General features: G+C 61.4%; 15 protein-coding genes and 1 pseudogene. 12 read left to right on the forward strand and 4 right to left on the reverse strand.

From position 1 onward, the window contains the following. Positions 1-68 precede the first annotated feature (68 nt). The 3 genes from WG908_RS08210 (at position 69) to WG908_RS08220 (ending at position 4,435) form a co-directional block, all read left to right on the forward strand. Positions 69-857: an SDR family NAD(P)-dependent oxidoreductase gene (locus tag WG908_RS08210; RefSeq protein ID WP_340186098.1), complete on the forward strand. Its 789-nt coding sequence runs from the start codon at positions 69-71 to the stop codon at positions 855-857. 213 nt (positions 858-1,070) lie between these two features. After that, on the forward strand, positions 1,071-3,029 hold the full coding sequence (locus WG908_RS08215) for an alkyl/aryl-sulfatase (protein ID WP_340186099.1): 1,959 nt from the start codon (positions 1,071-1,073) through the stop codon (positions 3,027-3,029). Positions 3,030-3,409: 380 nt separating this feature from the next. Further along, a complete protein-coding gene (locus WG908_RS08220) occupies positions 3,410-4,435 on the forward strand; it encodes a DUF7064 domain-containing protein (RefSeq protein WP_340186100.1) in 1,026 nt (341 codons plus the stop codon). On the opposite strand, the gene WG908_RS08225 is transcribed toward WG908_RS08220, so the two are convergent. From WG908_RS08225 to WG908_RS08240, 4 genes are all read right to left on the reverse strand, one after another. Continuing rightward, positions 4,405-4,839, reverse strand: coding sequence for a helix-turn-helix transcriptional regulator (locus WG908_RS08225; RefSeq protein ID WP_340186101.1), 435 nt, complete (start codon positions 4,837-4,839; stop codon positions 4,405-4,407). The two genes, WG908_RS08220 and WG908_RS08225, sit on opposite strands and share 31 nt — an antisense overlap. Positions 4,840-4,966: 127 nt before the next feature. Further along, complete coding sequence (locus WG908_RS08230; RefSeq protein ID WP_340186102.1) at positions 4,967-7,099, reverse strand: TonB-dependent receptor; 2,133 nt, start codon at positions 7,097-7,099, stop codon at positions 4,967-4,969. A gap of 249 nt (positions 7,100-7,348) precedes the next feature. Next, positions 7,349-7,633 (reverse strand): hypothetical protein, encoded by a 285-nt coding sequence (locus tag WG908_RS08235; RefSeq protein ID WP_340186103.1) that lies wholly within the window; start codon positions 7,631-7,633, stop codon positions 7,349-7,351. 112 nt (positions 7,634-7,745) lie between these two features. Next, positions 7,746-10,709, reverse strand: a complete 2,964-nt coding sequence (locus WG908_RS08240; protein ID WP_340186104.1) for an amidohydrolase family protein — start codon at positions 10,707-10,709, stop codon at positions 7,746-7,748. Between the two features lie 355 nt (positions 10,710-11,064). Here WG908_RS08240 and WG908_RS08245 point away from each other — a divergent pair. The 9 genes and pseudogenes from WG908_RS08245 to WG908_RS08285 form a co-directional block, all read left to right on the forward strand. Next, positions 11,065-11,758, forward strand: a pseudogene (locus tag WG908_RS08245) (IS5 family transposase); the annotation flags it as partial. An 804-nt stretch (positions 11,759-12,562) separates the two neighbouring features. Beyond that, positions 12,563-13,156 carry an RNA polymerase sigma factor gene (locus WG908_RS08250; RefSeq protein WP_340186105.1) on the forward strand — a complete coding sequence of 198 codons (594 nt, stop codon included), beginning with the start codon at positions 12,563-12,565 and terminating at the stop codon, positions 13,154-13,156. Continuing rightward, the gene (locus tag WG908_RS08255; protein WP_340186106.1) at positions 13,137-14,162 is read left to right on the forward strand and encodes a FecR family protein; all 1,026 of its coding nucleotides are present in this window, start codon (positions 13,137-13,139) and stop codon (positions 14,160-14,162) included. Before WG908_RS08250 ends, WG908_RS08255 begins: the two co-directional genes overlap by 20 nt. A gap of 219 nt (positions 14,163-14,381) precedes the next feature. Further along, a complete protein-coding gene (locus WG908_RS08260; protein ID WP_340186107.1) occupies positions 14,382-17,549 on the forward strand; it encodes a TonB-dependent receptor in 3,168 nt (1,055 codons plus the stop codon). A gap of 133 nt (positions 17,550-17,682) precedes the next feature. Further along, complete coding sequence (locus WG908_RS08265; protein ID WP_445326687.1) at positions 17,683-18,942, forward strand: M24 family metallopeptidase; 1,260 nt, start codon at positions 17,683-17,685, stop codon at positions 18,940-18,942. A 19-nt stretch (positions 18,943-18,961) separates the two neighbouring features. After that, positions 18,962-21,271, forward strand: coding sequence for a transferrin receptor-like dimerization domain-containing protein (locus tag WG908_RS08270; RefSeq protein ID WP_340186108.1), 2,310 nt, complete (start codon positions 18,962-18,964; stop codon positions 21,269-21,271). Positions 21,272-21,407: 136 nt separating this feature from the next. After that, the gene (locus WG908_RS08275; protein ID WP_340186109.1) at positions 21,408-22,430 is read left to right on the forward strand and encodes an alpha/beta fold hydrolase; all 1,023 of its coding nucleotides are present in this window, start codon (positions 21,408-21,410) and stop codon (positions 22,428-22,430) included. Between the two features lie 92 nt (positions 22,431-22,522). Then, on the forward strand, positions 22,523-22,702 hold the full coding sequence (locus tag WG908_RS08280; protein ID WP_340186110.1) for a hypothetical protein: 180 nt from the start codon (positions 22,523-22,525) through the stop codon (positions 22,700-22,702). An 85-nt stretch (positions 22,703-22,787) separates the two neighbouring features. Next, positions 22,788-24,014, forward strand: coding sequence for a serine hydrolase domain-containing protein (locus WG908_RS08285; RefSeq protein ID WP_340186111.1), 1,227 nt, complete (start codon positions 22,788-22,790; stop codon positions 24,012-24,014). The last annotated feature ends 4 nt before the right edge of the window (positions 24,015-24,018 follow it).

The raw sequence follows: 24,018 nt of genomic DNA on the forward strand, positions 1-24,018 counted from the left end.
CGGGCCCTGCAAAAATGACCCATCAGATGCGCGTCGCTTCGGAGAGATGACATTCAGAAAGGCTCATCATGACGCTTACCAATGGCCCCACCTCGGCTTTGCTGGATCTTACGGGCAAAACCGCGCTGGTCACCGCCGCGGGACAGGGCCTGGGACGCGCGGTCGCGCTGCGCCTTGCGGATGCTGGTGCGAACATCGTGGTATCGACACGCCGACCGGAGCCGGGCGCGGCGGTGGCGGAGGAAATCCGTGCCGCTGGCGGAAAGGCCATCGCCGTCATAAACGATGTCACCAACCTTTCGCAGATCGAACCCGCGCTCGACAAGGCGACCGAGGCCTTTGGCGGCGTGGATATCCTCGCCAACGTCGCGGGGGGAATTCACCCGTTCACGCCGTTCCTCGAACTGGACGAGACGATGTGGCAAGATACGATGGAGCGTAACGTCAAAGGGTCTTATTTCATGACCCAGGCGGTTGCGAAGCGGCTGGTGGCGGCCGGCAAGCCGGGCAGGATTGTCACCATCGGCTCGACCGCCGCTTTCCGCGCGGACGATCTGATGTCAGCCTATAATGCCGCGAAGGCGGCGCTGGTGCAATTCACCCGCTCCGTCGCCGTCGAGCTTGCGCCGCATAAGATCCTCGTCAACGCTGTGCTTCCCGGCCCGCTGCGGACCACCAACACCGAATGGATCTACGATGATCCAAAGATTGCCGCGCAAGTCGCCCAGAAGGTGCCGCTTGGCCATCCCGCCGATCCTGACGACGTTGCCAACGCCGTCCTGTTTTTCGCGGGCAGAGGCGCCGGCCATAACACGGGGACTCTTCTGGTAGTCGATGGCGGCTTCCTGTGCGGGTGACGGCGCAATAGCGTCAACTCAGATAGCTGGCTTCGCCCGTCGCCGTACGCAAAGTGGCGCCCCCGCGCTGATCGTAGGGACAAGGAGCGCCTACCCGCATGAGGAAGCGGGTCGACGTGCACGACGGCGGCGACCCCAGTCTGCAGCGGCGCAACTGGTGGCAGACCGGCTCGCGGCGGACCAGACCGAATGTGCGATTCGAAGGAGATGAAGATGGACGTTTCGGTGCGGATTTCGGCGGCTGCAATGATCATAGGCCTTGCAGGAAGCGGCGCCCATGCGCAAACGCCGGGACTTCTGGATCAGAAGCCCGCCAGCGCCGCGACGCGCGAGGTGCTTGCCAAGCCGATCCCCCCGAGCCCTGAGGACCGGCGTGACTTCGACTTCAGCGAGCGCGGCTTCATGGGGACCATTCCGGCGGTCAAGAGTGCAGACGGCCGCGTTCTGCGCGATCTGACCGCTTATGACTGGGCGGCCAAGACGAAGCCGGACACCGTCAACCCCAGCCTGCTGCGCGCTACAGAACTCTCTGCGCGCAGCGGCCTTTTCAAGGTGACGGACGGGGTCTATCAGGTGCGCGGCGTCGATGCCGCGAACATGACCGTCGTCGAAACCGCGACAGGTTATGTGGTCATCGACCCGCTGATGTTCGCGGAACACGCCCGCGCGGCGATGGATCTGGTCTATGCCAAGGTGGGCCGCCGACCGGTGCGGGCGGTGGTCTACACCCATTCCCATGGCGACCATTATGCCGGCGTCAAAGGCGTGGTCACGGAAGCGGACGTGAAGGGCGGCAAGATTGCCATCATTGCGCCTGACGGGTTCATGCGGGAGCTCATATCCGAGGCCGTCATCGCCGGCCCCGCCATGGGTCGCCGCGCGCAGTATCACGCCGGGTCCCCCCTGGAAGTAGGTCCCAAGGGATTGGTTGGCTGGGGCGTGGCGCTCGGCCGCCTGGAGGGCACCAGCACTTTCCTGGCTCCTACGGACAGTGTGACCCGCACGGGCGAGACCCGGCGGATCGACGGCCTGGACATTGAGTTCCAGATGGTGCCGGAGAGTGAGGCGCCGTCCGAATTCAACCTCTATCTGCCCAAGCAGCGGGCGCTGCTGATCGCGGAGACCGCCAGTTGCAGTCTGCACAACATTCAGACATTGCGCGGCGCGCGGCCTCGGGACGCCCTGCGCTGGGCGGGCTATCTGGACGAGGATCTGCGCCTCTATGCCGGGCGATCCGACGTGGTGATGATGAGCCACTGCTGGCCCAGGTTCGGACAGGACGAGGTCAAGGACTTCCTCACCAAGCAGCGTGATGCCTACAAGTTCATCCACGACCAGACCGTTCGGCTGATGAATATGGGCAAGACGCCCACAGAGATCGGCGACGAACTCAAACTGCCCGAAAGCCTGGCGAAGGAATGGTACAACCGCGACTACTACGGCACGGTCAGCCATAATTCAAAAGGCGTCTACGATCGCTATCTTGGCTGGTTCGACGGTGTTCCCGCCAACCTCAACCCGCTGCCGACAGAAGAGGCCGCCAAACGCTATGTGGCATTGGCCGGCGGACCGGAGAAGATGCTTGCCGCAGGCCGGGCCGCTGCGACCAGCGGTGATTACCGCTGGGCGGCCGAAGTGCTGCAGAAGCTGGTTTTTGCCCAGCCCACATTGGAGGCGCGCGCGGCGCTGGCGGACGTTTACGAACAACTGGGATATCAGAGCGAAAGCGGGCTGTGGCGGAATTTCTACCTCTCCGCGGCGAAGGATCTTCGCGAGCCCCGGCAACCGCAAACGCCGTCCCCGACGAAAATTCCTGACACCATGCTGGCGATCCCTACATCTGCTTACCTGGATGTTCTGGCGACCAGGCTGGATCCTGCCAGGATCGGCGATGCGCCGCTGTCCCTGAACCTCATCGTCAAAGACAGGGACGAGCGTGCGCTGATCACCCTTTCCAACCATGTCCTGCTGGGCGAGATGGGAGGCAACAGCGATACGGCCAGCGCAACCATCGAGGCGCCATGGACGACCATATTGCAGCTTTTTTCCGGCGCCCCGCTGGCAAAGTTGGAAACAGGGAGTGATTTGAAAATCGCGGGCGACAAGGACGCTGTCGAGCGCCTGCGGTCAGCGCTCACGACATTCAATGGCTTCAACATCGTCACTCCATGATACGGACGGCCAGAACGCCAGACTCGACAACAGGCGAGCCTGGCGTGAAGTCGGGGCCGACATGATGGCTCGATCGGCGTCCTCGCCGTCGGCGGCGTCATCCGGCTGGTCGACCCAATCGTCGCGGACGAGGCCTTGGATATTACCGCACATCTGGGCGTTGCCGCTGCGTGATACGAAACAGGGGGCAGCGACGCCTAGCGATGTGAAGCAGGTGGAGAATCGCAACTCACTTTTGGCTGGGGGGAAAGGAGCCGCCGAGCACTGGCGCGAAGAAGTCGAGGATTGGAAAACACGGGCGGGCGAGGCTACGGCGTGATCGCGCGCAGCATGCTAACGCCGCGGACGTGGTGGCTCATTTAGGTCAACGGGAGACAGGCATGTCCAACGATATTCAACAGCAGGTTTTCTGGGAACAGCAGAACCGGTCGTTCAGCGAACCTACGGCCGCCTGCGACCTGTTGCACCCCGAAACGCGCAAGACCGAGACCGACCCGGCGCTCACCGAGACGCAATATTTCGGTTTCAGCGTGCCCGAGGAGCATATCCACGGCATGACCTATCTGTGGCACCACCCCAATCTCGGCGTCGTCAGCGGCGGCGTCTTTGCCTGGCGCGGGGTCAAGAGAGGCCCGCTGGAGGCGGAGCTTTTCGATATGATCACCTTCGGCTCCGACGACTGCCTCGCCGGGGACCTCTACGACTATACGCTGCCCAACGGCTACCATGTCACGACGCTGGAGCCGATGCGCAAGCACCGGCTGCGCTACGCGGACCCCAGCCGGGGCAACGCGCTCGACATCTCCTACGAAGCGGTGATGCCCGCCATGGTGCTCGGTAACGGCCACCACCTCGAACAAGCGATGCGCACTACCGGCGAGCTGACTCTGGCCGGCAAGACCTACCCCCTCGATGGTTTCAGCGTGCGCGATCGCACCTGGTCGGAGCTGCGGCGGGACACGTTGCAGCCGGGAGCCATGCCGCCTATCGACTGGATGACGGGCGCCTTCGGCGACGACTTCTGCTTCGGCTGCACCGCGCAGGACAATCTGGACACCAACCCGGACTGGAAGGGCGTCATCGAACCCTCGCCGGGTGATCCGCTCAAGCTCGGCTGGGTGTGGCGCGACGGCGAGATGATCCCGCTGGTCTCTTCCCACAAGCGCAGCACGCGTACGCCCGTCAGCCTGTTCCCCGAAACCGTCGATATGGTGCTGACGGACGCGCATGGGCGGACTTACGAGATGAAGGGCACGATCCTTGCCGCCTGTCCCTGGTATCCGTGGCCTACCATCGAGGCGGTCATCTGCTCGGTGCGCTGGGAGTGCGAGGGGCGCACGGCTTATGGCGAGGTGCAGCGTGGATTGCGGCCGGACTATATCCGCGCTTTCCGCAGCCAGTCGTGACCATCCAGGCGTCCACCTGACAGGGCCGGTCGACTGCGCGCTTCGCCCGGCGTAACGCCGAACCGGGCGCGATAGGCATTGCTGAAATGCGCACCGCTGCGGAATCCGGCCATATAGGCTATGTCGACGATGTTGAAATGCGCGAATTCGCGATCCATGAGCCACGCGTCGGCCTGACGTAGCCTGGTCGACCACAGGCAGGTTGCAAAGCTCGTCTGCTCCCGGCGAAGAAGATAGTGCAGCGCGCGGACGGACATATGGCATGCGCGTGCGACATGATCAGCCGTCAGCCCCTGCACGGTGAAATGCTGGTCGATGAAGCGCAAGACGCGTTCCAGCGAGGCATTGCGCGGTGCTGGAGCGGCGCGATAGGGCGGCGCGTGCGCTCGGCTGGGTGCTGCCATCGGTCGGCCTTCAGGCGGTAACTGGCGGCTGCGGCATGCGGGGCGTCAGCATTGATTTTTCGGAGATGTCGTTTTGGCTCTTCATAATCCCGCCGGGCCACCATAGCCCGGCGGGATTTTTCATCCGTCAGAAGCTGACTCGCGCCGATACGCGAATGTCCCGCCCGGAAAGGGGCGCGAAGTCCTTCAGGAAAGAGGCATGGCGGCGGGCGACGACATCGAAGATGTTGTTCGCCGACAGCGCGAAGCTCAAGGGCCGCTCGCTGCCCCAGGGGCGGAAGTTCACTTCGGCATTGACCAGGGTGTAGCCCTTCGTCTCCGTCTCGAACGCCGAGATCCGCTTCTGGTCGTCGGTCCATTCGACCTCGCCGCGCACGTCGACCTTCGGGCTGGTGACGCCAAGGCCACCGAGCAGGCGCAGCGGCGGGATACGGGGCGCTGGGCCTGAACCGACGATCCGGGCGTGCACATAATCGCCCAGCGCATCGGCAACGATGTTCATGTCGCCGAACTTCACCAGCGTGACCGATCCTTGCGCTTCGAACCCGTAGTAGCGCGCCTTGGCCTGGGCGAACTGGTAGATGGGCAGGCCATCCTCCTCCTCGCCGGTCAGCCCTTCATAGATGAAGTTGGAGAACCAGTTGTGATAGGCCGACGCCTCAAAGCTGTAATTCTCGCCCTTGTCGCGCAGCACGGCTTCAAGGCCCACGGCGCGTTCGGTCCTGAAATTCGGATTGCCGACCTCGAACGCCTGGGTGCCCGCATGGGGGCCATTGGCGAACAGTTCCTCCGCCGAGGGTGCGCGCACCGTTCGCGACAGGTTGACGCCCAGGCGCCAGTCCTGACCCAGCCCATAGGACGCGCCGCCCGATAGCGAAAGCGTGTCGAAGGTCCGCTTGCCCAAGAAGAATTGCGGCTGGTCTTCCAGCGGCTTGGCCTCAAGCGCGCTATGGTCGTAGCGTGCACCCGCCTCCAGCTTCAGCGCGCCATAATCGAGCGTCTGGAAAGTGAAGACACCGAATTGCTGGGTGCTGTTCTTGGGCAGGAACGCCTCCTCCCCGACGACGTTGAAGTCGCGCGAGAAATATTGAATGCCGCTCGCGCCCTTCCAGACGCCATGATCGGCCTGCACCAGTTCGACACGCGCTTCGATCCCCTTGTTGTAGAAAGCGGTGCCGACCTCGCCGCTCTCTTCCAGTTCGAAATGACGATAGTCGGCATAGCCGGCGCGGGCGCGGATGCTCTTGAGGATCGTGCCGCCGGTGTCGACCTCGGCGCGCAGGTCCACCCGATCCTGCGCCAGGTCGAGCCGGGGCGCCTCCTGCTCCTGTCCGGGTAGCGTCGCATAGCGGAGCGGGATGCCATACAGGCTGTCATAATGGCTGTAGGACACGCCCAGATTGCCGGTGTCGGTGATGAAAGCCGCGCCCACCCCTGCGGTCCAGGTCTTGCTCTGGCTGTTGGGCAGCATGCCCTTGACCGCCGCGTTGGCCGCGAAATCGATCGGCTCTTCCTCTTCCCCCTCGCCCTGTTCGGGCGGCAGCAGGCTGGAAGCGAGCGCCTGGGCGCGGGCCTGCGGCGACAGGGCATAGCCGCCGATGCGCATATTGCCGGACTTCAGATAGCTGCCGTCGGCATGGACCACGAACCGGTCGCCCAGCGGCACGTCGATCGATCCCGCGCCGCTGCGCTCATCGGCGGCGCTGCCATAGGTGGCCAGCGCATCGACATGGACGGGTTCGTCGGGGACCGTGCGCGGAATACGCTTGTCGATGACGTTGACGACGCCCCCGATCGCCGAGGCGCCGTAGAGCAGCGACTGCGGCCCGCGCAGCACTTCGATGCGCTCGGCGAGCAAGGGGTTCACGACCGGCGCATGGTCGACGCTGGTGTTGGACACGTCGATCGATCCGATCCCGTCGACCAGCACGCGCACGCGCTCGCCCTGCAGGCCGCGCAGCACCGGGCGCGATGCGCTGGGGCCAAAGGAAGTCGCGGACACGCCCGGCGTATGCTGCAGCGTCTCGCCGAGCGAGGGGCGTACGGCCTGGGTCAGCGCGCTACCCTGGATCACAGACGCGCCGGACAGAATGTCGGCGCGCGCCCGATCGAAGGGGGCGGTGACGATGATGTCGGCCGAAGCGGGCCGGTGCGTGTCACCGGCATCGGCCGGCGATGCATCCTCGCCCGCAAATGCCGGCTGGGCGAGGGAGACCATGGCGACGGCCGAGCAGGTCGAGAGAAGAAGGCTGATGCGCATAGAATTAACCCTTTATCGATCCAAACCTCTGGATCCTCTCCCGGCGCCTGTGGCGCTCTCCCCTGCAACGCGCGCTCTAACCGGATTCTTTGCAGGATACAATATAACATATTGTGGGCCGCGCGGATTGTAGGAGCGCTGTTGCCCAATCATGTGTTTCGATCACCCATGACATGGTGTCGCGATCGCGCATCGGGCGCGGACCGGACATTTCGCGCCAGCCAAGGCCGATCCCTGCCGGATACGGGTCTATTGCTGCGCCGATTCGGTCGGCGCGGAATCGATCTTCAAACGCGAGGCGAGCACGGCCCTGGCCCGGTCCGGTTGGGCGGCCTTTTCGCGAGCGTGACGCGCCAGCGCTTCCTCCCGCGCCGCGACCTGTTCCTTATAGGTCAGGCCGGTATAATCGATCGACGCCAAAATATCCGCTTCCCCAAAGCCATCGCCGTCCATGTCGCAGGCCAAGGCCGGCCCCGCGATCATCAGCGACGCGCCCGAGACGAACTGAAGACCGATTGAAACTGGACCACGCATGATTCACGTCCTTTCGATGGGCAGCCGGACATCAGCCAGCGCGAAGATGGATGTCGTTCGCACGAAACCCGCCTTCAGGGCCGGCATGGACGACGCGGGCGCGGCCGCCTTGTCATCTGGACGACGCGATCAGTTCTTCCTCCTTTAAGACGCGCCCGTTGGCGACGACCGTTTTCACCTTGAAGGTGTTGGCGATATTTTCGCGCGGATCGCCTTCGAGCAGAGTGATATCGGCCAGCTTGCCTGCTTCGAGCGTCCCGGCGTCAAGGTTCAGCGCCCTGGCCGGATTGACCGTGGCAGTCTGGAGCGCCTGAAAAGGTGTCAGGCCGGCATCGACATAGGATGCGATTTCCGCATGGAGATTGGTGGCGATCATCGTGTCCGTGCCGGCCACCACCTGCGTCCCGGCGTCGTACATTTTCTTGAGGCTCACCATCATGCCACCCATCATCGGCCGGATCAGACCCTCGAACGGACTGCGTTCGGTGACCGAGCGCTGCGCCCAGACTGGATAGAGCTTCAATCGCGGATCATCCTTATAGTCGGGATATTTGGCGAGATAGCCCGACAGCGCGCCGAACATCGTCGGCGTCACGGTGCGGCCGGAACGTCCGAACAGCTGGATCACATCATCATAGGCCATGCCCATCGGCCCCTGCTTGGGCGAATAGCCGCGCCGGCTGGTGGCGCCCATATGTTCCGTCCCATCGACGCCGGTATAAGCGGCCGGAAAGATTTCGTGACCGGACACCGGCACGCCCATGGCGTGCGCGGCCTCGACGATGCGCCGCTGGCCGAAGTCGGTCATGCGGACATAGCTTTTGATCAGATCATATTTGAGCGCCTTGGCCCGGCCCAGTTCGCGCTCCAGATGCGCCGGACCCGATACCGCGACGCCCATCTTGTAATAGACGCGCTGCCATTCCAGCAACGGGCTGGCGGTATAGAAGCGCGGGCTGATGCGCACGCCGGCCTCGCTCGCCTCGCGATCCTCCACCGCGTCATAGACCATCGTGCCGGGATCGCGCACGGTGGTAATGCCATAGGCGAGCCAAGCCTTTTCCAAGTTGGAGCCGAAGTCCTTCTGGATATGCGCATGATATTCGATCAGGCCGGGAATGGCCGTGAGGTTCGGGGCATCGACATAGGTGACGGCCGGGTCGCGGGCGCCCGCATCATGATCGCGGATTGCGGTGATGCGGTTGCCATCGATCACGATATCCTTGTTCAGTTGCGTCTCGTCACGGACCGAATCGACCAGCTTGCCGACATGGATGATGATGCGGCCCGTCGGCTTGGCGAGCCGGTAGCTGAGGTCGAGCGGCACCTGGGTGACGACGCCCGTTTCGACATTCACGGTCTTGAGCTTGTCGTCCGACTGGAAGAGGATGGTCTTGCCATCGGCGGTCCAGGTCGGGAAGAAGGCCGTGTCCGACGCCAGCGCGCGAGGCGGACCAAGCGGCTTTCCGTCCCGGTCGACGGGCCATAGCTTCAGCAGCCCTTCATAGATGCCCGCCATTCTGGTGCCATCGGGCGACCAGGCCGGGCCGCTGCCGCTGCGCGTGTCGAGCGACATATTCTCTTCTGGAATCTGCCAGAAGGGTTCGGTTTTGCCGTTGGTCGGGATGACATAGGCCTGATTCGTGCCTTCGCGAAAGCTGGCCGAATATTTGTGGCTCATGCTGATGACGATATATTTGCCGTCGGCCGACCAGCTCGGGCTGCCCGGCTGACCCAGCGACGTCTGCAATCGCGTGACCTTGCCGGTGGCGACATCCACCATGCAAACGCCTGCCACGCCCCACTGGCCGTCAATGTCCAGGAAGGCGACCTTGGTGCCGTCCGGCGACCAGGCCGCGCCCAGAGGCTGGGTTTCCATGCTGGTGAGTTGCCGGTCCTTGCCGGTCGCCAGGTCGCGGATGAACAGTTCCGGCAGGCCGCCGGCCCGGTCAGAGGACCACACGATGCTCCTGCCGTCGGGCGACCAGGCCGGATCGGCGTCGAGCGCGGCATCCTTCGTCAGATTTTCCGGCGCACCGCCCCTGGTCGACACCATGTACAGATCGCCGAGCGCGACAAAGGCGATGCGGCTGCCGTCCGGCGAGATTTTCGGATGGACGATGCCCAGCGCCTTGCGCGGCACGGTCGAATCCCAGTCGCGCTTGGCGCGCGCGTAGCTGGGGCGCACCGCTTCCAGCGTCGCGGCGAAATCGACAGTCGACAGGTTTTTCCCGGCGCGATGGCGAATTTTGCCGTCGGACACATAATAATAGCCGCCCCTGTTCCACGAGACACGGAAGGGGAAGACATTCTCGCTGCCGCTCACGACCGCGCCGTCAATTTCCAGCCGCGATCCCTTGTGGTCGGACGCCACATAGGCGAGTTGCCCCGCCGGGCCGAAGGAAGGCGCGTCGAGCCGCACGCCGTCGACCGCCTTGAGCGGACTTTCCTTGCCATCCGCCAGCGTCGTCGCGAACAGCGACGCCTTGATCATCCCCTGCTGACTGGAATAGGCGATGCGCGCGCCATCGGGCGACCATGTCGGCATCCGGTCTTCCAGCGGACCTTTCGTCACTTGCCGCAGCGCGCCGCTGGCCAGGTCCACCGTCCAGATATCGTAGCTGCTGCCGGAGCGGTCGGACGAAAAGGCTATCGTCCCGCCATCCGGCGAGAAGACCGGTTCGCGATCGTCATAGGCGCCGTTGGTCAGCTTCTTCGCGTCGCTGCCGTCGGGCCTGATCGTCCAGAGGTCATAGCCGCCATCGCGATAGGCAAAATAGGCGAGGCGCGACCCGTCGGGCGCCCAGACCGGCTGGCGCGCGTCCCAGAAATAGTCGGTGATGCGCTTCGCCCTGCCGCCCTTCGCGGGCATGATCCAGAGACTTCCTTGCAGGTCGATCGCCAGCCATTTGCCGTCGGGCGAGGCGGAAACCGCCATCGAAGTGCCTTCATGGACGTCGAAAGCCGCCGGCGTTTCGCCGCCGGGCGGCGGCGGGTTGGCCGGTTGGGCCGATGCCGAAGCGGCCATGACCGTCGCCATGCCCGCCACCCATGCTTTCATAAACAGCTTTGCCAATGGACCTGCACCTTCGAATTTTGCGACGCGGCTTGGAACAAAAGCTGGCGCGTCAGACACTTGCATTAAACGGATAGGCTTCGCTCGACCCACTACGGGCGAGAGTCAGGCTTGCATCGCGCAAACAGATAACCCTCCCTGTTCATTTGGTCACCGACCCGGCAGTGGCGCGAACGACATAGGGACGAGCGCGCCCAGCATGCTCTGCCTGTTGCAACCTGACACTGCGATAACGGCCGCGACAATATCGCTGCGCGGAAGATAATTGACGGGCCTCGACGGCTGAATTGCTCACATTCCGACCGGCATGAATGACGACCATATCGCCAATGAGCGGACATGGCTCTGATCAAGAGATCGCCGGGTGTTGAGCGGGATCATCTTTGTCAACCGGAATGGGTTGCGCTGGCGGGATGCACCAAAGGACTATGGGCCGCACAAGACGCTTTACAACCGCTGGAAGCGATGGGGTGACAAGGGCGTTTTCCTTTGGATGATGGAAGGTCTGGCAGCGCCTCAGGCTTCCGAACGCACAACGGTGATGATCGACGCGACCTATTTCAAGGCCCACCGCACGGCATCGAGCCTTGCGTTAAAAAAGGGGGCGCGGGACGCCTGATCGGACGCACGAAAGGCGGCATGAACACCAAGGCTCTCCTGAGCTTGTCGAAGGGCGCCATGCCGTTACCGATGCGAACGGCCGCCCGATCAGTTTCTTCATGACCGCAGGGCAGGTCAGCGACTATACCGGTGCTGCCGCCCTGTTGGACCAACTTCCCAAAGCCCAATGGCTGCTTGCTGATCGTGGCTATGATGCCGACTGGTTCCGCGATGCTTTGCAGGACAAGGGCATCACCCCCTGCATCCCCGGTCGCAAATCCCGGAACAAGGCCGTCAAACACGACAAGCGCCGCTACAAACGGCGCAACCGCATCGAGATCATGTTCGGCCGCCTCAAGGACTGGCGACGGGTCGCAACGCGCTACGACCGGTGCCCCAACGCCTTCCTCTCGGCCATCGCCCTCGCTGCCACCGTCATCTTCTGGCTTCGATCAGTGAATCCTGTGCCTAGCGTCATAACGTTGGTCATGAAGTTGCCGATGTCAATCCATGCTCTAATCCCAATCCCGCTCGATTGTGAAAAACAGTCCCACTGGCGCGCCAAAGAATGCGAAATTGCGCAACAACGCTTCTTGGCGGCCGACATGGTCATCGCGTTCTACGCCGTAGATCGCAAAAAGGTCGAACCCAACCTTGCGGCGGCGCGAGAGATAAGGCTCACGTATTGCCGCAGGAAAATAGTTATATTCCTAGCTGCGCTTCCCCGCACGAACCGCATCTGCAACCACCTTGCACAGCCGATCACGGGTGTCGCCCTTCACGACCTGTACTCTCCAAGCCCTGCATATTCTGTCCCGAAGGAGCGCGCGACGCGGCTGAAAGGATTTGATCGACCACCGCGTGGGTCACCGGATCAGGCAAGAAGCGCCGGATGGAGCGGCTCTCGAGCCGTGACGAGGCTCAGATAATGTCAGGCGTGGCGGATCGACTACAACGACGTCCGTCCGCATATCGCCTTCGGCGATCAGACGCAGACGGCGCTTCATAAAGGGCAGCTTTCTCACAAAGGCTGACCAAAATGCGTGACGGTCATATGATGATCGATCCATCATATGAGCCACTCAGCGGGGGCATATCAGTTGCAGGAAATTCCCCGATCCGTTCGCTCGTTTGACAAAATCAAAATTTCTGCGCTTGTCGTATGAAAGTCGGCCTGACATCAATTAGAGGGGGGCTCGAGATATTCCTGATGGAGTTCGCAGCCTGAATCAGCGCAAGCGAAGGTCTTGTATATGGTCTTGATAAGCGAAGAGCGTGAATTATGGCTGGCGCGAAATATTTTGCCTAATGAAGGCGCCCTACGAAAGCACCTTGCTCGCTATAATTTACCGATCGACCTCGAAATCGATGATGTTGTGCAAGAATGTTATAGCAATCTAGCGACAAAGGAGACGGTTGTTGATATCCGGCATCCGCGAAATTATCTCTATTCAGTCGCGCGAACCGTAATTTTGAAGCATGTGCAAAAAGCGCGTGTCACGCCGATCCGTCTGAGCGAACTTATCGAATCTTATGAACAGGCGAGTTACGATCCTTCTCCCGAACAACAGGTTTCGGATCGCGAACAACTGCATATTCTTGCTTTAGCCGTGTCGAAGCTTCCCGAGCCTGGCCGTCGGGCGTTCCTGATGCGCGTTATTGACGAACTTTCCTTTCGTGAAATCGGCTTAAGGCTGGGGGTTTCCGATAATGCGGTTCAAAAAAGTGTTACAAAGACAGTACAAAAGCTAGGTTATCTGCTGGGCCGAGGCCGATCTGCCGAAGTGAGCACATATGGTCTTGTCGTAGTTAAAGAAATCGATTCACATGTCGCTGCGCGAGAATAGCACGGATATCGAAGCTGCGGCGACTGACTGGGCCGTGCGCGTGGAATATCGCCTTATCGACCTGGAAGGACAGGCGGAGTTGGAGCACTGGCTTGCGGGGGACTCGCGCAGATTAGGCGCTTATGCCCGTGCGCGTGCTGTATGCGTTCACGCGCGGCGCGCCAAGGCACTAGGATCCTCTTTCGACCCGGACAGATATAATGACGTCGAGCCTCACGCCAGCGTCTCTCTGGAAACTGCCGCAACTGATTTTGCAGATATACCTGCCCCCTTGCCTAGAATGACCCGACGAATGCTATTTGGATGGGCAGGAGCCGTGGCAGTCGTCGGCGGCGCGACAGTGATCGGACTAGGGTCCAGGGCCTCCGCTCATGTTTACCGGACCCATCTTGGCGAAGTCAAACTTGTACCGTTGCAGGATGGTTTGTCGGCCACTCTTAACACCGAATCGAGTATAAGCGTCCGCTATAAGTCCGACGCCAGCATCGTTGAACTGACGTCCGGAGAGGTTATGTTCGACGTCCCGTACGATATATCCCGTCCCTGCATCGTCGTGGCAGGAGACACGCGAACCACCGGTCATGGAGCATGCTTCACGGTGAAAAATCTCGACAGCTCGGTAGCCGTGCTGGTGAGCAGCGGCAGCGTCCTCATCGAACGCATTTCACGGCCAGGTATTCAACGACGGATCGAGGCTAATGTTCGCGCAATCGTCGATGCCGACAGGTCGATCGCCATGACCGCCCAGCGTCCGGCAGCGGTGGCTCGAGAAATGGCTTGGCGCGAAGGGATGCTGGCGTTCGACGACACGCCGCTGAAAGAGGCCGCAAAGGAGTTTTCCCGCTTCAGCAATGTGAAGATCCAGTTCGCCGATGCCGCGATCGAGGAAAAGACGGTTACGGGCTATTTCGCCGCGAACAATCCAATCGGCTTCGCCAAAGCGATCGCAATAAGCATGGGTCTTCGGACCGAAGGCACGGACAAGGCCGTGACACTTCGGTTCTGACAGGGCTGTCGCTTTCCCACCTCATGTCCAGTCAGACTAGGTGTAGCAGTTTGCACATTTGTTATCATTGATGTTGCATTGACCCCAGACCTGAGCCGGTCAAAATCACTCCGCCAACCAGAATTGAAAAATATTTTCACGTGGTGGGCGGAAACGGATCCTCTCAGGGATCTAGTCTCCTGATTGGCGATGCCAATACATGCCAAGGGGGAACAGTTAATGGGGGCCTATCTCAAATCCGCTATGATGAGCGGTACGGCGATCGCTATCTTGTCAACGGCGCCGGCTGCGCTCGCCCAAGCCCGTAATTTTGACATCCCGTCGCAAGCCGCGTCGCAAGCCATACTTCAGTTCGCAAAACAGGCGGGTGTGCAGATCGTGGTCCCTGGCCAACGCCTGCGGGGTAAACGAACCAACGAGATCAAGGGAAATCTTGATGTGCGTTCCGCTCTGCGCACGTTGATCAGCCCGACCGATCTGCGTGTCGTCTCGGATAATGGCGGCGTTATCGTGCTTGCGATGGCGCAACCGCCCCGCGCTCAGAGCGACCCGGCACCGATCCAGGCGACCGGCAGCGCAGATTCGGAGACGCCGGAACCCAGTGGCGAAATCGTCGTCACCGGTTCGCGTATCGCACGTCGTGATCTGGATACGCCGGCCCCGCGCGCTGTCGTGTCCGACGCCGAGTTCAAGCAATCCGGTGCGATCAACGTCGAAAGCGTGATGAACGCGCTGCCACAGATACGGCCGAGCAACACGGGTTTTTATAACGGTCCCAGCGTTGCTACACTCGACCTTCGCGGTCTTGGCACGAACCGGAATCTCGTGCTGGTCAATGGCCGCCGCTACATGTTCTACAACACCTCTCAGGTAACCGACCTTAACACGATCCCGCAGTTCCTGATACAGGGCGTGGACGTCGTGACCGGAGGTGCCTCGGCGGTATATGGTTCGGACGCCATTGCAGGCGTGGTCAATTTCCGCCTGCGGACCAACCTGCGCGGTCTGGAAATCGGCGGTCAGAACAGCATCTCGGGAAAAGGTGACGGGCACCGCTTCGAGGCTCATGTCGCGATGGGAACCGAATTCGCCGAAGGCAGAGGCCACATCACGCTCTATGGCGAATATTATAAACGCAAGCCGATCTTCCAGACGGCGCGCGAATTTTCCAGTGTCGCGCTGGGCGACAACGCCGACAAGACGGGCTTCTTCATCAGCGGGTCGTCGACGGTGCCAAGCGGCCGGTTCACAGCGCTTGGCAACAATGCGTTTGCCGCCGGCACCCTGTTCAACAATCTGACCCTGGGCGGCACCTTCCCGACACCGGGAGCGAATGCGCGCGCGTACACCGGCGCCGACGCATATAATCCAGCGTCGTCGAGCTATCTGATGACCCCGCAGGAGCGGTGGCTTGGGGGCGGCTATGGCGAATATGAGATAAGCGACCACGCCAAGGCCTATATGGAGGTCAGCTACGTCAACAATCGCGTTGCCGCGAGCCTTGCGCCGACGCCCTTTGGCGGTAGCTTCCTGGTCAACCTCAGCGCGGCGCAAAACTATCTTTCGCCAACCGATTACGCGACCTTGTCTGCTATTGGCGCGCGGCAGGCGGCGGCAGGCTATACATTCACGAGCCAAAACGGCCAGAATTACACGGTGGGCGCAAATCCGGCCTCGAACGGTGCGAACCAGATCGGGTTAAGCGTATCCCGACGCTCGGAAGAAGCGGGTCTGCGGCAGGTTTTTGATGACCGCAAGGCCTTCCGCGCACTGGGAGGTCTAAGCGGCAAGATTGCTGGCGACTGGACCTATGATGCCTATTATATGTATGCCCGGACGCGTAACTCGCAGGTGCAGTATGGCAATCTGTCGCAGCGCGCGATTCAGGCAGGCCTGCTGGACGGGACCGTGAATCTGTTCGGCGCCGGCACGCTCACGCCGTCGGCGGTCGATGCGATTTCCATCCGCACGAATAACCGGGACATCTCGACGCTCCAGGTCGCGAATGGCTCGATACAGGGGAAGCTGTTCAATATCGGATGGGGCGCGGACGATGTCGCACTGGTGGTCGGAGGCGAGTATCGCAAAGTTCGCAGCGAATATATCCCGGACCTCGCATTGTCGTCGGGCGACTCCGTGGGTTTGCCCCCAGGGAAGGCCACTGCAGGCGGCTACAATATCAAGGAGGCCTTTTTCGAGCTGAGCGTGCCGATCGCAGCCCATAGCCCGTTCGTGGAGCGATTGGAGGTGGATGCGCGAGGACGCTATTCCAAATATTCGCTCGGAGCGGTGGGCGGGGTTTGGACCTATGCCTTTGGCGCCCAATATGCGCCGGTCAGGGACATCACCTTCCGGGCCCAATATTCGCGCGCTGTTCGTGCGCCGAATGTCGGCGAACTGTTCGGCGGTGCGGGTTCGGACTCGGCGATCGCACAGGACCCCTGCGCGCTCGCCGCCAACGCTAACAGTGCGACCATCCGGGCGCTGTGCATCGCAACGGGCGTACCGGCGGCGTCGATCGGATCGAGCATATTGCAACCCAATGCGACGATTCTTGGGACGACCGGCGGCAATCCCAACCTGCAGGAAGAAAAGTCGACGTCCTACACGTTCGGGGCCGTGATCCGTCCCCGTTGGATCCCGCGACTGAATGTCACTGTCGATTACTTCAATATCAATGTGAAGGATGCCATTGCGCCTGTCGGCGGGGGCGTCGCCAACATCCTCAACCTTTGCTACAACACGATCCAAGACGCCAACAGTGCGATTTGCCGGCTGATCCGTCGCAATCCGACCACTGGTGTCATCGACGCCGCGACCGGGCCGAACGGCTCACAGAACACGGTCCTTGAAACGCAGGCGAACCTTGGTTTTTACAAGACGTCGGGCGTCGATATTGCGGCGGATTACACGCAACCGCTCGACTTCGGCATCGGCACGTCACAGAGCCAATTGAACCTGTCAGTGGCTGCGACATGGACGCAGAAGTTCGACATCCAGCCGATCAGCGGTCTTTCAACACTGGAATGCGCCGGTCGCTTTGGTCTGACCTGCGGCAATCCCTTGCCGCATTGGCGGACCACCACACGCCTGTCATTCATCAACGGGCCGGCCACGCTCAGCCTGAAGTGGCTTCATTACGGCCCGGTGCGGGACGACAGTGCAACTGTCTTCACCGTTGAAAGAATGCATTCATATGACAAGTTCGATCTGAGCGCATCGGTCGACATCAACGAACGTGCAACGATAACGGCGGGCATCAACAACCTTGCGAACGCCAAGCCGCCGGCCATCGGGGGGTTCAACATGCAACAGGGTAATACCTGGCCCAATACCTACGACGTGCTGGCCCGTGATTTCTTCCTGAGCATGAATGTTCGATTCTGACCCCTGTGACGGTCGTCGATCTGACGAGCGCGACCGTCGCGTGCCGTTCAATCATCAGGATGGTGCGCCGGGTTGCCATCCAGATGGAAGACACCGCAGGAATTTGGCCAAGTCCGATGGGAAGGAGTATGGCGTGATTGACCGTCGTGAAGTGCTGGCGGGCGGATTGGCCCTGAGCGCGGCGGCGATGCTGCCCGCGCCCAGGGCTTTGGCCGCAGATATAGACACCAGCGATCTGCAACCGATGCTCGGCGATGTGCGGGCGATCGGTCCGGAAGAGCGGTCACGGCGGATCGAGCGGGCGCAGGCGCTGATGCACGCCAACGGGATATCCGCTGTCCTGATCGAACCGGGCGCGTCACTAGCCTATTTCACCGGCCTGGAATGGTGGCGCAGCGAACGGCTGACCGTTGCGGTGATCCCGGTCAAGGGGGACCCGGTGATCGTGACGCCGTTTTTCGAGGAGCCGTCGATCCGCGAAACATTGGCGATCCGCGCTGACGTGCGGGTGTGGCAGGAGGATGAAAGCCCGAGCCCTGTGATCGCCGGCGCGCTGCGCGATCGGGGCAGCGCAACCGGGAATGTCGGCGTCGAGGAGACCGTTCGCTTCTTTGCCAGCGACGGTCTGGCGCAGATGTTGCCGCAGATCAGGCTCGTATCGGCCAATCCCGTCGTGCGCAGATGCCGGATGATCAAATCGCCGGCAGAAATCGCGCTCATGCAGAAGGCGAACGAGATTGCGCTTGCCGGTGCGAAATGGGCGTGGGAGCGCACGCGTGAGGGCATGACAGCCCAGGACATCGGCGCGCTGATGAAGGCCGCGATCATCAAGCTCGGTGGCTCCTTCGAAGGGATGCCGCTCATTCTTATTGGCAAGAACGCCGCTTATCCGCATGGCTCACGCCTTCCCCAGGTCGTGCGTGAGGGCGAAGTCGTGCTGATGGACTTCGGCTGCATGGTGCAGGGCTATTGCGCCGACATCTCCCGAACATTCGTGCCCGGGCGCATTCCGGACGACGTCGCGCGCGTTTTCGACACGGTTGCGCAGGGGCAAAGGATCGTCATGCGGACGGCAAAGGTCGGCCTGCCAGCTGGCCAGGTCGACGACGCTGTGCGCGCCTTTTACGAAGCGAAGGGCTACGGCCCCGGCTACCGCCTTCCGGGCTTGTCGCATCGCACCGGTCACGGCATCGGCATGGATGGCCATGAACCGATCAACCTGGTTCGTGGCGAAAAAACACCACTCGCCGCAGGCATGTGCTTCTCGAACGAGCCGGGCCTCTACCTCCCGGGTAAATTCGGCGTGCGGCTAGAGGATTGCTGGCATCTGACCGATGCCGGCCCCGTCTACTTCACCACGCCACCTGAAAATATCAACAAGCCGTTCGGTTAAGGCAGATGACCTGGACGGAGTGGCGCTGGTTCAACATCTCGACGCATTCACGGCCCGGCGGTGTGGTTTGAAAAAGGGGAAGACAATGCAATATTGGAATCGACCGTTGGCCGGAATATGCGCGCTGGCACTGGCGTCGGGCGCGATCGCGCAACCGACGAAGCGGCAGCAGGTCGAAACGGCGTTCGACGCGGGCATTAGCACCAAGGAGATGCTCGGGTGGATGAAGAACATGTCATCCGCGCCCAATCATGTCGGCTCGCCGCATAACAAGGCCAATGCCGAATATATGCTGGGCCTGTTCAAGTCGTGGGGCTGGGATGCGCGCATCGAGACCTTCTCGGTCCTGTATCCCACGCCGATCTCCACGACGGTCGAGATGATCACGCCGGAAACTATAAAGCTTGGCGGGCAGGAGCCTCTCATCCCGGGAAGCGGCGCCACCAGCTATGCTGGAGCATTGGTGCCTTATCTCGCTTATCAGGGTGACGGAAACGTTACCGCCGATCTCGTCTACCTCAATTACGGTGCGCCGGACGATTACGAGGCGCTTGCCCGCCGTGGTATCGACGTCCGCGGCAAGATCGTGATCACACGCTATGGGGGGGGCGTCCATCGTGGCCTCAAGCCACAGCTTGCACAGGAGCACGGCGCGGTCGGCTGCATCATCTATTCCGACCCAGCCGAGGACGGCTATGCGGTTGGCGAGATGTACCCCAAAGGCGGCGCGCGGCCACCGCACGGGGTGCAGCGTGGCTCTGTCTCGGCGGCGGGATATCCCGGCGATCCACTGACCCCCGGCGTCGGCGCTACTGCAGGCGCCAAGCGGCTGACGCATGCAGAAGGCGTTCCCCTCAAAATCCCCACTCTTCCCATGTCCTATGGCGATGCTTCCAAACTTCTGGCCAAGCTGGGCGGTCCGGTCGTCCCCAGTGGCTGGCAGGGCGCCTTGCCCTTCACCTATCATGTCGGTGGCAAGGGCGATGTGAAGGTGCATCTTGCCGTCAAGTCCAAATGGGCGATGACCGACATTCACGACGTGGTGGCCGTGATGAAAGGGTCCGTCTTTCCGGACGAATGGGTAGTTCGCGGCAATCATCGTGATGGCTGGGGCATGGCTGCGGTTGATCCGCTGTCTGGCAGTGTGGCCATGATGTCGGAAATGAAGGCTATCGGGTTGCTCGTCAAGCAGGGCTGGCGGCCAAAGCGCACGCTCGTCTACGGGAGTTGGGACGCGGAAGAAGCGGGTCTGATCGGCTCGACCGAATGGGCGGAGGCACATGCGGACGAACTGAAGGCCAAGGCGCTCATTTACATCAATACGGACGCGACCGCCCGGGGATTTTTATATGCTGGGGGCAGCCACAATCTTCAACACCTGCTCAATGGCGTCGCAGCGGATGTTACGGATCCCGAAACCGGGGTAAGCGTGCTCAGACGCGCACAGGCGGAAACACTGGTAACGGATTACGAAACAAAGGGCCGCTATCGCAATCCCCCCGCGGTCACCGCCGCCAGAAAGGGAGCGGACATGCCCCTGATTCCGTTAGGCTCGGGTTCGGACTATTCTGCGTTCCTGCAACATTTAGGCCTTCCTTCGCTCGATCTGGGCTTTGGCTTCGAGATCCCGTTCGGCGGCACGTATCATTCACTTTACGACGACTATCAGAATCTCACAACGTACAACGATCCCGGCATGGCCTACAGCGCGACCTTGGCAAAGATTGCAGGGCGCATGGCGCTGCGCATGGCGGATGCAGAGACGCCCCCCCTGCGCTTTGGCGATCTGGCCGACAATATCGCCACATATCTCGCAGAGGTGAAGGCGCTTGCCGACGGGCGGCGCGAAAGGGACACGCAACTCGGCAAGCTTTTGGCCGACGACAGTTTCCGGCTGGCCAGCGATCCACTGAACCCGGTTTCTCCGCCGCCCGCAGTTACCGTAGCAGCGCCGAAGATCGACTTCTCAGCGCTCGAAAGCGCGATAGGCAAGCTCAAGACTAGCGCGGCGGCGTTCGACAGCGCTTATCTTGCGCAAGGCGCCACGCTTTTGCCGGCCTCGCGGACCAAGCTGAATGCGATGCTGCGCGATATCGACCAGTTGCTGCTCGACAAACGCGGCCTGCCCGGCCGGCCCTGGTATCGTCATATGATCTATGCGCCGGGCCGGTTCACTGGCTACGGGGCCAAGACCCTTCCCGGTATACGCGAAGCCATTGAAGAGAGGCGCTTTTCCGATGCAACCACCTATGTCGGTATCACGGCTCAGGTGATCGACGCTTATGCATCTCGGCTTGATCAGGCGCGGAGTATTCTGGAGTCCAAGTGACCAATCGCGGAGTCAGATCTGTGGTCTGCCGGGGCCGGCAAATAGCCATCGAAGTCTCCCCCGCTTCGGGGACAGGTGAACTCCCAAACCTTGGCAGCCAATCGATATATACAATGACGATATCAGGAGCATGAGAATGAAACAGGATTTTCAGGCAAGCCAGGATCAACAGGTTTCCCCAGAGGGAGCGCCGGCTATCTCCCGCCGGATGGTGGCGGGCAGCTTCGCGGCGATGGCGGCGTGGCTGGCGGGATCGGGCGTCGGCCGGGCCGCGACGGGCGGCAGCGCGGCCAAACAGTATATGCCTGAAATCGGCACGGACTATGCGACGACGGATCCGGTTTATTTCGATCCCGAATTCCCGCCGGTCCACTTTCCCCACAGCTTCAAGAGCAAGGGAAAGCCGATCCAGTCCTTCATGTGGCTGGCGAACGGCCCTGAAGCCAAGGGGTGCGTCATCATCTCTCCGCAGGCCAATGGCGGAGACAGCATGGACAGCCTCATTCCAGCGCTGGTGGGTGCCGGCATCCACGTCATGCGCTTCAATCCACGCGGGATGTGGGATGAGTATGAGGATTATTCCATCGCCGGCTCGCTCGATGATCTGCTCGCGGCGATCGCCTTCCTGCGCGAAAATGGTGGCCAGCATAGCATTCCGGGAAGTGGGGACCATCCCCGGCAGTACAAGATCGACCTCGATCATATCGCCGTTCTGGGCAAAAGCGGCGGCGGTGGCCTCAATGGCCTGATTGCCGCTTCCGAAAGCCCCTACCTCAACACGATGATTGCCGTGGAACCCGCGATACTCCGCGTCCTGCCGCCGTCATATGACAAGCATTTCGAAGAAGTGAGAGTAGCGACGGATGGTCGAATCGACCAGAAAAAGTGGTTTGACCAATTGACGCCGGCCGATCGTGAGCGGCTCAACGTCTTCAAGGCGGTGCCAAAGCTTGTAGACAAGAACATCCTGCTGGTCGGATCGATGGACCAGGATTATGTGCAGAACATTCACAAGCCGATAGTGCAGGCCATGACGGCGGCAGGCGCCAGGCATTTTTCCGAAATGATTCTGGAGGCGGGCAACTCGTTCATGCTGAACAAGAGGATAGCGCTGTCGCGGATCGTCATTTCCTGGCTGAAGAAAGAATGCGAGTTCTGAACGTCGTAATCAGCATGGGCATGTGGTCGCTATGGGAACATGCCGTCACCGCCGGAGGGAGTGACCGTGGTCGAGACTTGTTCAGAGCCAGAATGCCACGCCGGCAGCGAGGCTTGCGGCTCGACGGTTCGGAAACGCTGTATCTGCGGCGTCGACCTGATCCACTGTTGCCAGATCTTGAAGATACGGCGATGACAGGCAACCTGGTTTCTTTGATTTTTCAGACCGATATGATGCGCTGCGAGGCGCTGTTGATCCGCTGGGGAGCATAGGCCGGGTGATTACGGTCGGTCCTATGCTGGTAAGTCCGAACGTTGGGAGAAGAATATGGGATCGGGTTTTCTGTCGCGCCGGGATATGATCGTCGGCGCAGCCGGACTGCAACTGGCCGGCGTCGCCATGGCGGCCGAAGCGCCCAAACACGTTGCCGCAGGCCCCAGCCTTCGTGGCGCGGTCCATGGAACCGTTGCGCCCGGATATGAACCTGTCCGCGCGGCTTTCGAGGATAATTTCGTCTCGGGCAAGGAGCTTGGAGCGCATTTCGCTGTGTACCGGGACGGCGCACCGCTGGTTGACCTGTGGGGCGGCAGCACCAACGAAGCCGAAACGGTTTCGGTCGCGGAAAATACGCTCTACACGCTCATGTCGACCACAAAGGGCCTCACCTCGATGTGCATCGCTATGTTGGTGGACAGGGGAAAGCTCGACTATGAGGCGCCCGTGGCGACCTACTGGCCGGAATTTGCCGCAGAGGGCAAGGGGGCGGTGACCGTCGGGGAACTCATGTCCCATCAGGCCGGGCTCACGGGGCCGCGCGGTCCGGTTACGATCGAAGATTTTTACGAGCACAAGGCCCTTGCCAACCGGCTCGCCGCACAGGAGCCGTTCTTTCGGCCGGGCGTCTTTGGCTATCATTCGCTGACCTTTGGCACGCTCGCCGATGAGCTGGTCCGGCGAACCGATGGCCGAACGGTCGGCCGTTTCTTCGCTGAGGAGGTGGTGTCGAAGGTTGGAATCGATGCCTTCATGGGTCTTCCGTCCGAGGAAGAGCATCGCGCCGCCACGATGGTGTCGGCAATGGACGGCAGCACATTGTTTTTTGACTCCCCCAATCCGACGGCAGCCGCAGCGGCAGGTAAAACGGGCGTGATTTTCTGGGGGCCAGATCAGCCGATCCAGCGTCAGCACGGGATCCCTGCAGCGGGCGGTACGTCAAATGCCCGCAACCTCGCCAAGCTGTACGCTCATCTCGTTCGCAGCGACCAGCCGGGTGTAACGCCGCTGATCAGCAAGTCCGTGCTACAGCAAGCGACGCGCGCGCGCGTGGTCGGCTTAAACCAATGCGGTGGCGAACTGGGTCGATACGCGGCGGGATTTCGCCTCGATCAAACGAGATACGGATCAAATCCGGCATCCTTTGGGCATTGCGGTTTTGGGGGCAGCACGGCATTTGCCGATCCGGCGCGTCGCCTGGGCGTTTCCTATACGCCAAACAGAATGTTGAACCCCAACTGGTATGGCACTGATCCTCGGCTCGCCATCCTTCTGAACGCACTCTTTACGGTGGAAAGGGGAAATAAGTAGGTCT

Origin of the sequence: Sphingobium anseongense (assembly GCF_037725245.1) — a bacterium.
Taxonomy (GTDB): Bacteria; Pseudomonadota; Alphaproteobacteria; order Sphingomonadales; family Sphingomonadaceae; genus Sphingobium.